The sequence below is a fragment of the Propionicimonas sp. genome (assembly GCF_047606205.1).
Lineage (GTDB): Bacteria > Actinomycetota > Actinomycetes > Propionibacteriales > Propionibacteriaceae > Propionicimonas.
Map to the genome: position 1 here is coordinate 1 of NZ_JASGES010000055.1, position 14400 is coordinate 14400.

The following is a 14400-nucleotide window of genomic DNA, read 5'->3' on the forward strand; positions in this document are numbered from 1 at the left end:
CCCGGAGAGGGCGGCGCGGGCGCTGCGGACCGCCTCGGCGAGGTCCGCGACGACCGGGCCGGCCACGACCGGCCCGCGGCCGAAGTGGACCACGAAGTCCCGCACGTGGCCCATCAGTTCGGTCGTCGAGCCCAGCTCGCCACCGATCAGGAGCACCAGCCGGTCGCCCTGCGGCGCGGCCAGGAGGTCGAGCGAGTGCCGGGCGGCGATCAGGCGGATCAGCTCCACGGCGCGGCCGGGCTCGGCGGGCGCCGACCCGATCACCACGGCGATGGCGGGGGGCGCGGCCCAGCCGAGGGTCGAGGCACGGGACACCACCGACTCGTCCGCCTCGCCGCGGATCACGGCGTCCACGACCAGTGCCTCGAGCCGCGCATCCCAGGCGCCACGGACTTCCGCGGCGCGCGCGTACACCCGGGCGGCGGCGAAGGCGACCTCGCGCGAGTAGCGCAGGATCCCCGTCCGCAGCGGCGTCTGCTCGTCCCCGGGCAGTTCGCCGATCCGGTCCTCCACCGTGTCGATCGTGGTCCGGACCAGGTCGACGGTCTGGTCGAGGGTGATCCGCCGGGCGAGCGCCCGCGGTGCCGCGTCGAAGATGGCCGCCGGCGCCGCGGTCCGCCCGCCCGCCGCGTACCACTCGAGGAAGCCGTCGATGCCGGCCCTGGCCACCAGCGTGATCGACGAGCGGTGCTCGGCGTCGAGGTCGGCGAACCAGGGGTGCTCCTCCGCGATCCTGGCCAGCGCGGCCGTGGTCATCTCCGCGGCCGCGCTGCCGAGCCGTTGGGAGATCACCTCGCGAACCGCCGGCGGCGGCCAGCCTGCCGTCTCGTCCGCCGCCGTGCTCACCTGGCCGCCCCGATCGCCGACACCCGGATGCCGACCCGCGGATGCCCGTGGCAACGCGGCGCGGAGGTGCCCTGACGGGGGTCCTCGACGGCAGCCGGTGCGACGGCGCGGGCACGGTCGAGCACCCGCTGCAGAGCGGTGCGCGGCTGGCCGGCCGTGCTCTCGATCAGGTCGGTGAACGGGCCCATGAGCGCATCCTAGGACCCGCCCCGTCGTGTCGTCGGTCTGCGTCTTCCTGAGCCTGCGGCCTTCTTCCCGGTCCGGTGGCCGGTCCTCCCTGGTCCAGGTCCGGCGAGGACGGCGGCGCTGTTGATCGAGGGCCATCCTTGGTCGCGGAGGGCGACGGTTCGCGTCCAGGGCCGCTGTCCGGACGCCGGCTCTCGACGGGACGGGTGGCCCTCGGCGCGGACGGGTCCTCAACCCGGAAGGCCGGCTTCACGCGGGAAGAGCCGGTGCTCCAGAAGGGTCTGGGGTGGCGCCGACGGGATGGCGATCCTTACCCTGAATCGGTGCCAGAACCACCCGATCCGGTCGCCGCGCTGCGGGAGATCGCCTTCCTGATGGAGCGGGTGCTGGACGACCCCCGCCGGGTGCACGCCTTCCGCGCCGCCTCGGACGCGATCGCCGAGCTGCCACCGGCCCAGTTCGAGCGGCGCGCCAGGGACGGCTCCTGGCGTGAACTGCGCGGGATCGGCGAGAGCACCGCCACCGTCATCGTCCAGTCGCTGGCCGGACGCGTCCCGGACCGGCTGGCGGAACTCCGCGCACAGGCGCGCCCGTTGGCGAGCGGGGGCGAGGAGCTGCTGGCGCTGCTGCGTGGCGACCTGCACACCCACACCGACGCCTCGGACGGCTCCGTCCCCGCCGAGCAGTCGCGGGCGGTCGCCGACGCCCTGGGCTATGAGTACCTCGCCATCACCGACCACTCGCCCCGGCTGCGGGTGGCCAACGGGCTGAGCCCGCAACGCCTGCGCGCACAGGTCGAGCGCATCGCCGTCCTGAACCGCGAGGACGGCCCCCGGCTGCTCACCGGGATCGAGGTGGACATCCTTCCCGACGGCGGCCTCGACCAGGCGCCGGAACTGCTCGACGAGCTGGAGGTGGTGGTGGCCAGCGTCCACTCCGAACTCCGGATGGACTCCGAACCGATGACCCACCGCATGGTGGCGGCGATCGCAGATCCGCGCACCGACGTGCTGGGCCACTGCACGGGACGGCTGGTCACAGGCGGACGCGGGACCCGCCCGCAGAGCAGCTTCGACGCGGAGGTGGTGTTCGAGGCCTGCCGCCGGTTCGACGTGGCGGTGGAGATCAACTCCCGCCCGGAGCGCGCCGACCCGCCCGACGACCTGCTGGCCCTGGCGCTGGAGACCGGCTGCCTGTTCGCGATCGACTCCGACGCGCACGCGCCCGGCCAGCTGGAGTTCCCCGCCTACGGGGCGGCGCGGGCGCGGGCCGCCGGAATCCCGGCGCAGCGGATCGTCAACACCTGGCCGCTGGCCGACCTGCTCGCGTGGACGACCTCGCACCGGTGATTTGGTGGGCACCGGCTGCGCCGCCGCCCACCGGGCCGGGTAAGGTCAGCCTTGCGCAACGATCGTGTGTAGTAAATCGTCCGAAAGGCTCCCAGTGGCATCTCGAGATTCCGTCGGTCCGATCCTGAACGGGTTGCCGACCAATCTGCCCGACATCGACTCCGAGGAGACCGCCGAATGGCTGGAATCCCTCGACATGATGATCGACGAGGACGGGCGCAACCGCGCCCGCTACATCATGCTCCGTCTGCTCGAGCGTGCCCGCGACCAGCGCCTCGGCCTGCCGTCACTGACCGCCACCGACTACGTCAACACGATCCCTCCGGAGCAGGAGCCGTGGTACCCCGGCGACGTCGACCTGGAGCGCAAGTTCCGCCGCCTGCTGCGCTGGAACGCGGCGATCATGGTGCATCGCGCGCAGCGCCCGGGCGTCGGCGTCGGCGGCCACATCTCCTCCTACGCCTCCTCGGCGACGCTGTACGAGGTGGGCTTCAACCACTTCTTCCGCGGCCAGGACCACCCCGGTGGCGGCGACCAGGTGTTCTTCCAGGGGCACGCGAGCCCCGGCATGTACGCGCGGGCGTTCCTGGAGGGCCGGCTGGACGAGGACGACCTGAACGGCTTCCGCCAGGAGAAGAGCCACGTCGTCGACGGCCGCATCCGCGCGCTCCCTTCCTACCCGCACCCGCGGCAGATGCCGGACTTCTGGCAGTTCCCGACGGTGTCGATGGGCCTGGGCCCGATCGCGGCCATCTACCAGGCGCAGTTCAACAAGTACCTGCACAACCGCGGTCTGAAAGACACCGCCGAGCAGCGCGTCTGGGCGTTCCTCGGCGACGGCGAGATGGACGAGGTGGAGAGCCGGGGCGCACTCCAGCTGGCCGCCTACGAGGGCCTGGACAACCTGACCTTCGTCGTGAACTGCAACCTGCAGCGCCTCGACGGCCCGGTCCGTGGCAACGGCAAGATCATGCAGGAGCTGGAGAGCTTCTTCCGTGGCGCGGGCTGGAACGTGATCAAGGTGGTCTGGGGTCGTGGCTGGGACCCGCTGCTGGCAGCCGACCGCGACGGTGCGCTGCTCAACGTGATGAACTCCACCACCGACGGCGACTACCAGACCTTCAAGGCCAACGACGGCGCCTACGTCCGCGAGCACTTCTTCGGCCGTGACCCACGGACGGCCAAGATGGTGGAGGACTGGTCCGACGACCGGATCTGGAAGCTGACCCGTGGCGGGCACGACTACCACAAGGTGTACTCGGCCTACCAGGCCGCCACCGAGTTCCACGGCGCGCCGACCGTCATCCTCGCCCACACCATCAAGGGCTACTTCCTCGGCAGCCACTTCGCCGGGCGCAACGCCACGCACCAGATGAAGAAGCTCGCCCTGGACGACCTCAAGCAGTTCCGCGACCGGCTCGACATGCCGATCTCCGACGCGGTGCTGGAGGAGAACCCGTACCAGCCTCCGTACGTGAACCCCGGTCCCGGGGACGAGCGGATCCAGTACATGATGGAGCGCCGCAGGGCACTGGGCGGCTTCGTGCCGGAGCGGCGCGACCGGCCGGCGAAGCTGCCGCTGCCGGCGGCCGGGGCGTACGGCGGCGTGAAGAAGGGCTCCGGGGCCCAGCCGGTCGCCACGACGATGGCCTTCGTGAGGCTGCTCAAGGACCTGATGCGCGACAAGGAGTTCGCCCCCCACGTCGTGCCGATCATCCCCGACGAGGCCCGCACCTTCGGCATGGACTCGTTCTTCCCGACGATCAAGATCTACTCGCCGCACGGTCAGAACTACACGCCGGTCGACCACGAGCTGATGCTGGCCTACCGCGAGTCGGTCCAGGGCCAGATCATCCACACCGGGATCAACGAGGCCGGCTCGGCCGCAGCGTTCCAGGCGGTCGGCTCGGCCTACTCCACCCACGGCGTCCCGATGGTGCCGATCTACGTGTTCTACTCGATGTTCGGCTTCCAGCGCACGGCCGACGCGTTCTGGGCGGCGGGTGACCAGCTGGCCAGGGGCTTCCTGATCGGGGCCACCGCGGGACGCACCACGCTGACCGGCGAGGGCACCCAGCACATGGACGGGCACAGCCCGATGATCGCCGCCACCAACCCGGCCGTGATCTCCTACGACCCGGCCTACGGGTACGAGATCGCCCACATCGTGGAGGACGGCCTGCGCCGCATGTACGGCGAGAACCCCGAGAACGTCTTCTACTACCTCACCGTCTACAACGAGCCGATGCCGCAGCCGGCGGAGCCGGACGACGTCGACGCCGAGGGCATCGTGAAGGGCATGTACCTGCTGAAGGAGGGCAGCTTCGACGGTGTCGGGGCGGACGCCCGCCGCGCCCAGCTGCTCGCGTCCGGCGTGGGTGTGCCGTGGGCGCTGGAGGCGCAGGAACTGCTCAAGCGGGACTTCGGAGTCGTGGCGGACGTGTGGAGCGTGACCAGCTGGACCGAGCTGCGCCGCGACGGCCTGCGCTGCGACGAACAGGCGTTCCTGCACCCCGGCGAGGACAACCCGGTGCCGTGGGTGACGCAGAAGCTGCAGGGCCGTCCCGGTCCGGTGATCGCGGTCAGCGACTACATGCGCCAGGTGCAGGACCAGATCCTCAACTGGGTCCCGCAGAGCTTCACCTCGCTCGGCGCGGACGGCTTCGGGTTCTCCGACACCAGGGCGGCCGCGCGCCGGTTCTTCCACATCGACGGCCCCTCGATCGTGGTGCGGACCCTGCAGCAGCTGGCCGCGGCCGGCGAGGTCGATCCGGGCTGGCCGGCGAAGGCCGCGGAGCAGTACCGGCTCCTCGACGTGACGGCCGGCGCGTCCGGCGCGGTCGGAGGGGACGCCTGAGCCGACGGCTTTTCACGAGGTGGGCTTTCTGGCACTCTGAAGCCTTACCGGCGACCGTTGTGAGAGTGGGGAGGAGCGCGTGAGTACCGCGCCCGGGTCATCACCCGCATCGTCGGCTCTTGCTGCGCTCGGCATCGCGCCGGGACTGGCCGTCCAGGAACTCGGGTGGGACCCCGACGTCGATGAGGACCTGCGTTCGGCGGTGCTGGACATCCTCGGCGAGGACTTCGTCTACGAGGCCATCGAGGCGGTCGACATGGTCCTGTTGTGGTGGCGCGACGAGGACGGGGACCTCGGCGACGGGCTGGTCGACGCGCTCACCGACCTGACCGATCGGGGCCACATCTGGCTGCTCACGCCGCGGATCGGCAGGGTGGGCCACGTCGACCCGGCCGACTTGTCCGAAGCCGCGCTCACCGCCGGCCTCGCCCTGGCCAACACTGCCGCCGTGTCCAGGACCTGGGAAGCCCACAAGCTGGTCCGGCCCAAGGGCGGACGCCGTTAACCTCGCCCGCCTCGGTGCGGTGGCCGGAGTGCTCATCCCGGCCGTCCTCGTCGCAGGCTGCTCCGTCGACACCCTGCCGGCCGCGACGGTCACGGCGTCGACGCCGGCCGCGACGTCCACTCCCCGCTCCACCGAGGGACCGGTCGTCCCGACGGCCACCGCCGCCGGGACCCCGCCGGCGGTGGCGGGCATCGTCAACTTCCGAGATGTCGCGGGCCCTGGCCTCGCGCTGTCGGGCGGCGGAACGATGGCCCGCGGCGTCGTGTACCGCTCGGCCGCCCTGCACGGCGCGTCGGCCGCCGATCTGAAGGCGCTGGAAGGTGCGGGGGTGGGTCTCGTTCTCGACCTGCGGTCGCGCCGGGTGGCGAGCCTCGCGCCGGACCCCGCCGTGCCCGGGGCGCGGACCGAGATCGTGGACGTGTTCGCGGGCACCCACGAGTCGGCGGCGTCCGTGCGGACGGTGGCACAGGCGCGGGCGCACATGCAGGCGATGAACGTCGCCTTCGTGGCCGAGCCGGCCCAGCGGGCGCGGCTGGCGGAGGTGCTCCGCCTGGTCGCGGAGGCCGAGCGTCCGGTGCTGGTGCACTGCACGCACGGCAAGGACCGCACCGGTTGGGTGTCGGCGTTGCTCCAGCTCGTGGCCGGAGCCGACCGCTCCCAGGTCATGGCGGAGTACCTGGCGTCGAACAGCTACCGGTCCGCCGAGAACGAGCGCGCCTACGAACGGGCACGGGCGAGGGAGGGCCGGCGCGCCGCGCGCGTCGAGCGGGCGCTGCTGGAGGTCCGGCCGGGCTACCTGCAGGCCGGGCTCGACGAGCTGGACCGCCGCTACGGCGACCTGCACGGCTACCTGACCGCCGGGCTCGGGCTCTCCGAGGCGACGATCAACGAGTTGAGGACGCGCCTGGCCGGGTGAGGTGGACGGCTCAGCCGAGGCTCGCCTGCTCGTCCGCCGCGCCCACCGGCCGGCCGTTCAGCTGATCGTAGGCGCGGATCCGGACGAGTTCGAAGAGGCTCTCGCGTTCGGCGACGGTGGCGGCCTCCACGCTGAAGCTGAAGTGACCGTCGAGCCAGGTGCCCGACATGGTGCGGACGCCCCGGATCTTCCTCGTCAGGCGGTAGATCGTGCCGACCTCGTGGCCGTCCAGCAGCATGGTCTCGTGGGGCTCGGTGGCGTACTTGGTGGAGTAGTGGGCGCTGGACTCCGCCGAGTCGTTCCAGAACCGGTACCGGATCAGGCCGCGGGTGCCGACGGTGCACTCGTACGCGCCGGTGGACGCGCGGTAGTCGACAAAGGTGCACAGGTCGGGGTCGACCGACAGGTACAGGTACTCCAGCGCACTGCGGCCGCGGGGCTCGGAGCAGTCGCTCAGCGCCGGCACGACGGTGGAGTCCCAGCACTCGAAACCGGTGTTGGTCGACGACGGCGACGCGGTGGGTGACGTGGCGGGGGGCGGAGCCGCCGCGGGGCGGCCCAGGGCTCCCGACCAGACCAGCGTCCCGGCGACGACCAGCACGGCGAGGACGGCGGCGCCCGGCGCCAGCAGCCGACGGCGGCCCCTGGCCCGCGGGGAAAGGGCAGGGGTGTCCGGACCGGCGGCTGCCGCAGGGGAGGGGCCCGCCGGGGACGCGCTCGTGAGCACGGCTCTGGTCGGCTCCAGCCCGACCACCCGGGCGGGCCGGAAGATCCCCGAGTCGGGCCTGGAGATCTGCAGCGGCCCGACGTCCTCCGCCAGCGGCAACGCCGGCTGGGTGAGCGCCAGGGTCTCGGCGGCGGAGTCGGGCCGGTCGGCGGGGTCCTTGGCGAGGCATGCCCAGAGCAAGCGGTTGAGCGCGACAACCAGGGGATCGGAGCCGGGCAGCTGGGGGACGGGTGCGTTCAGGTGCGACATCGCCACCTGCACGTCGGTACCGGAGTACACATTGCGGCTGGTGAGCATCGTCCAGAGTACGCACGCGGCGGAGTACAGGTCGCTCTGCGGGGTCGCCGGTGCTCCCGAGTGCCGCTCCGGGCTGAGGAACGCCCAGCTGCCGGCGACCAGGCCAGGCTGGGTGAGGCCGCCGTCGGGACCCTGGGCGATGCCGAAGTCGCACAGGTAGGCGAAGGGATCGGAGATGGCCTCGGGGCGGAGCAGCACGTTGCTCGGCTTGACGTCGCGGTGCACGATGCCGCGCGCGTGGGCGTCACCGAGCGCCTCCACCACCTGGGCGAAGATCCGCAGCGCCGCCGACGGGGGGAGCGGGCCTGTGCGTCCCACCAACTGGCTGACGTCGCCGCCGGCGACGTACTGCATGGCCAGGTAGAGGCAGTCGTCGACCGAGCCGTGGTCGAAGATCTGGATGATGTGCGGCGAGTCCAGGCTGGCCAGGATGGACGCCTCGCGGGAGAACCGGTCGACGAAGCTGGCGTCGGCGGCCAGCCGCGGATCGACGATCTTGAGCGCCACGGGCCGGTTCAGGGTGAGCTGGGTGGCCCGGTACACGATCCCCATCCCGCCGTGGCCGATCTCGGCGTCCACACGGTACGCGCCGATCAGGTCTCCGATCGCCGGGAATCCCACCATGCGCGCTCCATCAGTCCAGGTGTGGTCAGCCTACCGACGACGCCGGGCCGATTCGGCGATACCCCTAGGATGTCTGCCTGCGGGCGCATAGCTCAGTTGGTCAGAGCGCCTCCCTTACAAGGAGGAGGTCGGGGGTTCGAGCCCCTCTGCGCCCACGACGTAGAGCGCGGTGAGCATTGCCGCGCCGTCCGGCGGAATGTCGATGTAGCGGAGGGGCATGCGATCGTCACCGGGGTGCTCGCCACCGAGAACCGCCTCCCCGAGAACCGGCGTGGCGTGGGTCTAGTGATCACGATCGACGTCTTACGCAGTGCACAGGCTTGAGCACATCAACTCAGCCCTGAGGCTGTCTGGTGCAGTCGAGCGCCTGGCTGAAACCGACGAAGTCGTTGAGCCCCGCTCACCCTATTGTCACGCCCGGATCTCAGCCGAATCCGCAGGCTCCGATCGCACATTGCTCGGCTCCTGCCGACGCCTGGCCTGAGGTGCCACGCCTCTTGCAGATCGAGGATTGGCCGCCCATGACGACGCCGCAGGCAGCCTGATCCATCGTGGTGTCGGTCTCGCGTGAGATCGTTCGTCTGGACGGCGAAGGAGCGGACATGGCCAGTGGCTTCAAAATCAACAAGCAGGGCATTCGTCAGATGACGCGCGAGCTCGAACGAGAGTTCGCGAAGAACCCGGTGCGCGTGCCCATTGAGGCTGACGCATCCGGTCTCGTCGCTGGTGGCGCGACGACCGTGAACAACTATCACGGGCCAGTTGTCACGGTCACTGGCGACAACGCTCAGCTCGCGTGGAGTGGTACGGGCGATGTAGCTCAAACGCAGAGCCGTGTTGAGCAGATTGCTCCGGGCTACGAAGAAGTCGCTCGCACGCTTGCGGGTTTGATCGCGAGTCTGGCCGAACTTGGCTTGGGCGAGGACGAGTCAGAGGCGAGGCAGCAAGCGGAATCTGTTCTGGCTGAGATCGTGAAGCCCAGCCCCGACAAGGGGATGGTGAAAAGGGGACTCACGATGATCAAGGGGCTCCTCGCTCCGGTTGCCGCGGGCGTGTCCGCGGTTGTAACCGCCGAGTCGAGTGAGGCCGCTCGGCACTTGATCGATGCACTCAGCACCGGGCTTCCGCTGTAGCGGACTGCGGAGCGGCGGCGGACCCGCCTGCCACCTCCGGAGGCTCGTGCCGGTTCCACGCGACGTGTTGTCCCTCGATCTGCAAGACGCGTGGACTTCTCCTCGCGCAGCTGATTTGCCGCTTGGGTGGCGTCGTCGATTTGATGCCGTGCCGCACTCAGCGCTCTGAGGAGACGGCACTGACGGGCATAGGGGAGACAGCGCATTGACACGCGCAGCCGCCTACGCGACCGGTGCCGTTGGCGCAGAACGGATGACTCTCCCCGAGCTCGAGCAGCACCTCGCCAAGGCAACCAGTCTGCTGCGTGGTGCTGTCGACCAGGCAGACTGTGGTCTCTGGCAGGATAGGTGCGACGACACCTGCACGAGCCGAGGAGGGCGATGATGAGTACTGCCACCGCCATCCGTCCATCCGGGCCGGTCGAGGATCAGACCGTCTCCGCTTCGGAACCTCGACCGATCGTCGAGCTCTTCTCTGCGGTGGCTCCGTCGCCTGCGAAGCCGTTCATCAGCTGGGCAGGATCGAAGCGTCGTCTCCTCCCGCAGATCCTGCCCCACGTACCAGAGAGCTATGACCGGTACATCGAGCCCTTCCTCGGGGGAGGATCACTGTTCCTGGAGCTGGCACCGCGTCGGGCGGTTCTGAATGATGCCTGCGCGCCGCTGGTCGAAACATGGCGAGCCATTCAGCGAAACGCCAACGGCGTCCACAGGGAGGCGACGCGTCGTGAGCTCAACAAGGAGCAGTACTACGCGGCGCGAGCAGAACGCGGCGGCGGCTATCTGCAGCAGGCAGGACGCTTCATCTACCTGAACAAGGGCGCCTTCAACGGGCTGTACAGGGTGAACCTCCGCGGCGAGTTCAACGTGCCCTGGGGTGCTCCGAAGAGCGACTTCGTCTGTGACCTGGCGAATCTGCGCGATGTTCAGAAGCTCCTTGCAGGGGGGCGCGCGAGCTTGTCTTGTGGCGATTTCGAGGCCAGCGTTGACCTTGCCGGACCGAGAGATTTTCTGTTCATTGATCCGCCGTATGTCACCTCGCACAACAACAACGGCTTTATCGAGTACAACGAGAAGATCTTCTCCTGGGACGACCAGGTGCGGCTCGCCACAGCCGCCCGCCGAGCAGTCGGTCGAGGAGCGACGGTGTTGGTCACTAACGCCAACCACGAGAAGGTGACTGCGCTCTACGACGGCTTCACTCAGGTCGTCATCGAGCGGGCGTCAACCCTCGCAGCGTCCAGCGCCAAGCGCGGTCGTACAACCGAGATTCTCCTGATCGGAAGGGCGGACTGATGGACGTTGAATCGACCGTCAAAGTCGCCGCACCCAGCGAGATTCGGCCGAATCCGGAGAATCCGCGCCTCGTCTTCCGCGAAAAGGAGCTACTCGAACTAGAAGACAGCATCGCCGCCAATGGCATCCTCGTACCGCTGACCGTTTACGAGGCATCCGACGGCGGATATGTCCTCCTCGACGGTGAGCGTCGTTGGCGCTGCGCCAAGAAGCTTGGGCTGCGGCGGGTTCCGATCATCGTCCAGCCGGAGCCGCCTCTGATGCAGAACATCATGATGATGTTCGCGATCCACAACGCGCGTTCTGACTGGGATCCGCTGCCGACGGCTCTGAAGCTCAAGCAACTGGAGGAGCTCTACGAGAAGAACGAAGGCAGGGCACCCACTGAACCCCAGCTAGCGCAACTCGCCAGCCTGAGTCGTGGTGAGGTTCGGCGTCTCAAGAACATCCTCGCGCTGCCGAAGGACTACCTGACCCTGATCCAGGACGAGCAGGAGCTACCGCGTGGAGACCAATCGTTGACCGTTGACCACCTGCTTGAAGTGACACGAGGTGGCAAAGCACTTGCGCGCCAGGAGATCGTCACCGAAGAGGAGCGCGCCGAGCTAGAGCGGGCTCTGATTGGCAAGTTCAAGGAAAAGAAGCTGACTAGCACGGTCGAGCCGCGTCTCCTGACGCGCATGGCGCGTGCTGTTGAGCGCGACGATGTGCCGGCTGCGGTCGTGAAGTCGACGGTGCAGCGCATGATCGCCGAGCCGGACTTCACCATCAAGGCTGCCTACGCCGCATCGGTCGAGATGGCAGAGCGCGATCACAATCTGGAGATGGCGACTCGCAGGATTGCAAGCACTCTCGCGGCGCTTCCTCCGGCGGGTGCCCTGTCCGAGGGAACGCGGACTGCCCTGCGTGAACTCCGTGATGCGATCAACGCGATTATCCAGGGCTGAGGCTCATGGCCATCCGCGCAACGGACTTTGTGCTAGTCCCAGACGACTTGCTCTCTGCCGTTGTGCGCTATGGGCAATGGCTTGAGTCTCAGGGCTACCGACTGACCGTCGAGCCGTCGGACTTGGAGTACCCCACAACACCAGTATTTCGCGGGTACCGTAACGCAGGAGAGGACTACTTCTATGAAGTTTCTTCCGTAGTTGATCTCAAGCGTGCCGAGGAGTGGGCCAAGTACGGTCGTGCTTCGCAGCGCGATACTCGATTTGTTGTGGCCATCGCCGGCAGCAAGCCGGTCTCGACGGCGACACTGTCAAAGCTTGCCGAGTTGAAGGTAGGGCTCGACGTCATCGCGGACACTACGGTCTCATCATTGTCGGCGCCACACGACCTGAGCTTGAACGTCGACTTCCCAGCTCTTCCCGCAGGTCTGCGTAAGACGCTTGGTCACGCCAAGGATCTATGGAGCCGAGGGGAGTGGAAAGAAGCGTACGAAGATGCTTGCGTGGCACTCGCAACCAGGGCATGCGAGTACCTGCAGAAAGCAGTCAAGGCACAACGGGTCACGTTCGTGAGCGCCAACGGTAAGTCAATCAAGTACACCCAGGCGAAAATCGGGAAGATGACACTCGGGCAACTGGAACATGCGTTTGCCGAGATCACGGCGCCGACCCAGATTGAGAGCCGGGCGACTCAGGCGATGGCTCGAATCAACCCGAGGCGTGTCACGGTCGCTCACTTCAAGCACAAGTCCGGGAAGCGCCTACAGGACCTCCGCGGCAAAGTCGGGAAAGATCTGATCGTCATCGTCAACATTATGACGATGCTCAAGTAGTCGAGGCGACGGGGCCGGACGGCCTCAACTTCCATCGACGTCAGACAGGTGAGCACTTTGGTGACAAATTGCTCTCGAAGGTGACCAGATTGGCCGTCACTAACCGGTGCACGTCGGTCCACTGAACCCCAGAAGAACCGCGAAAGCACGCGGATTCTCGGCGATTCTCAGTCGGAGCCACGTCGGTGGCCAGGCCTTCATTTCATCTTGTCCGAGTCTTGTCCCACACCGTCATCCGGCTCACCCCGAACCGACGGGCGATCGACATGACGCTCTCGCCGCTGTCGCGCGCCGTTTGAATCGCGTCTATCTGGTGAGCCGTCAGGGGCGTTCGATTCCGTCTCGTTGGCTCGGCCACTGCCCCAGCGAGCCCACCATCAGTCGGTGAGCCCGACGAGCTGAGACCCAGCCTCGCCAGTTCCACACGGCTTCCAGCCGTTCGACTCGTTTCAACTCATGTGATTCGAATCCGCCCCAGCCACCCCTGATGCGCCGCTCCCGGTCGGGGGGAGTGCGCCGCCGATTCATGCGCTTTCGGCATTTCCCCATCCCTTCGGGGTTTTCTAGCGTCAAGGACGTCAGCTGACCGCTCACCGTGCTGTGACAAGGGTGTTGCACTGCTCCGTCCACGGGTCGCGATTCCGTCACGGGTGCTCGGCCGGCAGGTAGACGGTGCCGCAACGGCGCCACGACTCAGGCAGGGAAGGAAACACAGACAGATGATCCGGGGCAACTACGAGTCCGACGCCGGAAAGCGCAAGGAGCTCAGCCACGCCGAGCTCGGCACCATCCCGCACATGCCGTTCGAGGAGTACTCCGAGCGGCTCAAGGATTTCCTCATCATGAAGCGGGAGAACGGCATCCTGGAAGCACGGATGCACACGAACGGCGACAGCCTGCAGTGGAACGCCCAGGCCCACCAGGGGCTGCACTACTTCTTCGACTGGGCCGGCCGGGATCCCGACAACGAGGTGATCATCCTCGGCGGTTCCGGGCCCGACCTGTTCAAGGGGATCGGCCGGCAGCAGCCGGACGGTACCTGGGGGATCGCGCACGAGTTCGCGTCCGAGCCCGAGCACGCGTGGCGGCTGTACGACTACCAGTACTACGACGGCACCAACGACATCGAGGGCCAGGTCTTCGACGTCGAGGTCCCCACCATCGGCGTCTGGAACGGGGCGGCCTTCCACACCGACCTCGTGCTCTTCTCCGACATCACGCTGTGCACCGAGGACGCGTGGACGACCGAGATGCACTTCCGGGTCAACATGGTGCCCGGCGACGGCATCCAGATCGCCTGGCGCGAGCTGATGGGGCGCAAGCGGTTCGCGTACGCCGAGCTGACCGGTGAGATCATCACCGCCCGCAAGGCCCTCGAACTCGGCATGGTCAACGAGATCTGCACCGACACCGAGGCGGCCTACGCCCGGGCGCACGAGATCGCCGAGCTGATCATGCACACCGGCACCCGGCAGACCCGCCGGCTCACCGTCCAGCAGCTGCGCAAGCCGTGGAAGCAGGACGTGGCCAACGAGCTGCGCAACGCCTTCGCCACCGAGATGTGGAACACCGCGACCGAGCACTCGCCGCACGAGGTCAGCTTCTGGGAGTGGGCGCACGAGGAGGCCGAGCTGGTCAAGGCCGCGGAGAAGAAGGGCAAGGTCATCCGGCCGCGGCTGGACGGCGGCCGCGAGGAGGACGAGATCAAGTAGGTCGCACCGGCCGGGGCGCTCGCCACAGTGCCCCGGCCGGCCCGGATTCATGCGCGATCCGCAATTCCTCATCTGTCGGATCCTGCCTAGCGTCATGAATGTCGGCTGAACGCCCACCGCGCGTGACAGAGGCGTCGTCCGAACCCGGTCCCGGGTCACGGCTCCGGGGGGC

The 14400-nt window shown here is 68.3% G+C and carries 12 protein-coding genes, 1 tRNA gene and 1 pseudogene; 10 read left to right on the top strand and 4 right to left on the bottom strand.

The window, feature by feature from the left end:
* Positions 1-846, bottom strand: a pseudogene (locus tag QM633_RS03600) (PucR family transcriptional regulator); the annotation flags it as partial.
* The gene (locus tag QM633_RS03605) at positions 843-1034 is read right to left on the bottom strand and encodes a hypothetical protein (RefSeq protein ID WP_415152362.1); all 192 of its coding nucleotides are present in this window, start codon (positions 1032-1034) and stop codon (positions 843-845) included. The pseudogene QM633_RS03600 and the gene QM633_RS03605, both read right to left, overlap by 4 nt.
* 321 nt (positions 1035-1355) lie before the next feature.
* Between QM633_RS03605 and QM633_RS03610 the strand changes: the two genes are divergently transcribed.
* The 4 genes from QM633_RS03610 to QM633_RS03625 all read left to right on the top strand — a co-directional run bounded on the left by QM633_RS03610 (position 1356) and on the right by QM633_RS03625 (position 6659).
* Entirely contained in the window at positions 1356-2381 is a 1026-nt protein-coding gene (locus QM633_RS03610; RefSeq protein ID WP_415152363.1) for a PHP domain-containing protein, read from the top strand.
* A gap of 64 nt (positions 2382-2445) precedes the next feature.
* Positions 2446-5238 carry a pyruvate dehydrogenase (acetyl-transferring), homodimeric type gene (gene aceE, locus QM633_RS03615; protein ID WP_415152364.1) on the top strand — a complete coding sequence of 931 codons (2793 nt, stop codon included), beginning with the start codon at positions 2446-2448 and terminating at the stop codon, positions 5236-5238.
* Between the two features lie 79 nt (positions 5239-5317).
* Positions 5318-5743 (top strand): DUF3052 domain-containing protein, encoded by a 426-nt coding sequence (locus QM633_RS03620; protein ID WP_415152365.1) that lies wholly within the window; start codon positions 5318-5320, stop codon positions 5741-5743.
* A 19-nt stretch (positions 5744-5762) separates the two neighbouring features.
* The gene (locus QM633_RS03625) at positions 5763-6659 is read left to right on the top strand and encodes a tyrosine-protein phosphatase (protein ID WP_415152366.1); all 897 of its coding nucleotides are present in this window, start codon (positions 5763-5765) and stop codon (positions 6657-6659) included.
* 10 nt (positions 6660-6669) lie between these two features.
* Here the strand turns inward: QM633_RS03625 and QM633_RS03630 are convergent, their stop codons facing one another.
* Positions 6670-8307 (bottom strand): serine/threonine-protein kinase, encoded by a 1638-nt coding sequence (locus tag QM633_RS03630; RefSeq protein ID WP_415152367.1) that lies wholly within the window; start codon positions 8305-8307, stop codon positions 6670-6672.
* Between the two features lie 81 nt (positions 8308-8388).
* On the opposite strand from QM633_RS03630, the gene QM633_RS03635 reads away from it, so the two are divergent.
* From QM633_RS03635 to QM633_RS03655, 5 genes are all read left to right on the top strand, one after another.
* A tRNA-Val gene (locus QM633_RS03635) sits at positions 8389-8462 on the top strand.
* A gap of 447 nt (positions 8463-8909) precedes the next feature.
* Positions 8910-9440, top strand: a complete 531-nt coding sequence (locus QM633_RS03640) for a hypothetical protein (protein ID WP_415152368.1) — start codon at positions 8910-8912, stop codon at positions 9438-9440.
* 384 nt (positions 9441-9824) lie between these two features.
* Entirely contained in the window at positions 9825-10736 is a 912-nt protein-coding gene (locus QM633_RS03645) for a DNA adenine methylase (protein ID WP_415152369.1), read from the top strand.
* Positions 10736-11683: a ParB/RepB/Spo0J family partition protein gene (locus QM633_RS03650; protein ID WP_415152370.1), complete on the top strand. Its 948-nt coding sequence runs from the start codon at positions 10736-10738 to the stop codon at positions 11681-11683. The genes QM633_RS03645 and QM633_RS03650 overlap by 1 nt, the downstream gene beginning before the upstream one ends.
* A 5-nt stretch (positions 11684-11688) precedes the next feature.
* The gene (locus tag QM633_RS03655) at positions 11689-12516 is read left to right on the top strand and encodes a hypothetical protein (RefSeq protein WP_415152371.1); all 828 of its coding nucleotides are present in this window, start codon (positions 11689-11691) and stop codon (positions 12514-12516) included.
* Positions 12517-12718: 202 nt separating this feature from the next.
* Here QM633_RS03655 and QM633_RS03660 read toward each other — a convergent pair whose 3' ends face one another.
* Positions 12719-12940, bottom strand: a complete 222-nt coding sequence (locus tag QM633_RS03660; protein ID WP_415152372.1) for a helix-turn-helix domain-containing protein — start codon at positions 12938-12940, stop codon at positions 12719-12721.
* A 295-nt stretch (positions 12941-13235) separates the two neighbouring features.
* Here QM633_RS03660 and QM633_RS03665 point away from each other — a divergent pair, with 295 nt between their 5' ends.
* On the top strand, positions 13236-14228 hold the full coding sequence (locus QM633_RS03665) for an enoyl-CoA hydratase/isomerase family protein (RefSeq protein WP_415152373.1): 993 nt from the start codon (positions 13236-13238) through the stop codon (positions 14226-14228).
* Positions 14229-14400: the final 172 nt, after the last annotated feature.

What these genes read in the sequence shown, in the direction of transcription:
- QM633_RS03630 (WP_415152367.1), bottom strand. Translation starts at nt 8,307, where the DNA reads ATGGTGGGATTCCCGGCGATCGGAGACCTGATCGGCGCGTACCGTGTG.
- QM633_RS03640 (WP_415152368.1), top strand. Translation starts at nt 8,910, where the DNA reads ATGGCCAGTGGCTTCAAAATCAACAAGCAGGGCATTCGTCAGATGACG.
- QM633_RS03665 (WP_415152373.1), top strand. Translation starts at nt 13,236, where the DNA reads ATGATCCGGGGCAACTACGAGTCCGACGCCGGAAAGCGCAAGGAGCTC.
- QM633_RS03645 (WP_415152369.1), top strand. Translation starts at nt 9,825, where the DNA reads ATGAGTACTGCCACCGCCATCCGTCCATCCGGGCCGGTCGAGGATCAG.
- QM633_RS03605 (WP_415152362.1), bottom strand. Translation starts at nt 1,034, where the DNA reads ATGGGCCCGTTCACCGACCTGATCGAGAGCACGGCCGGCCAGCCGCGC.
- QM633_RS03650 (WP_415152370.1), top strand. Translation starts at nt 10,736, where the DNA reads ATGGACGTTGAATCGACCGTCAAAGTCGCCGCACCCAGCGAGATTCGG.
- QM633_RS03655 (WP_415152371.1), top strand. Translation starts at nt 11,689, where the DNA reads ATGGCCATCCGCGCAACGGACTTTGTGCTAGTCCCAGACGACTTGCTC.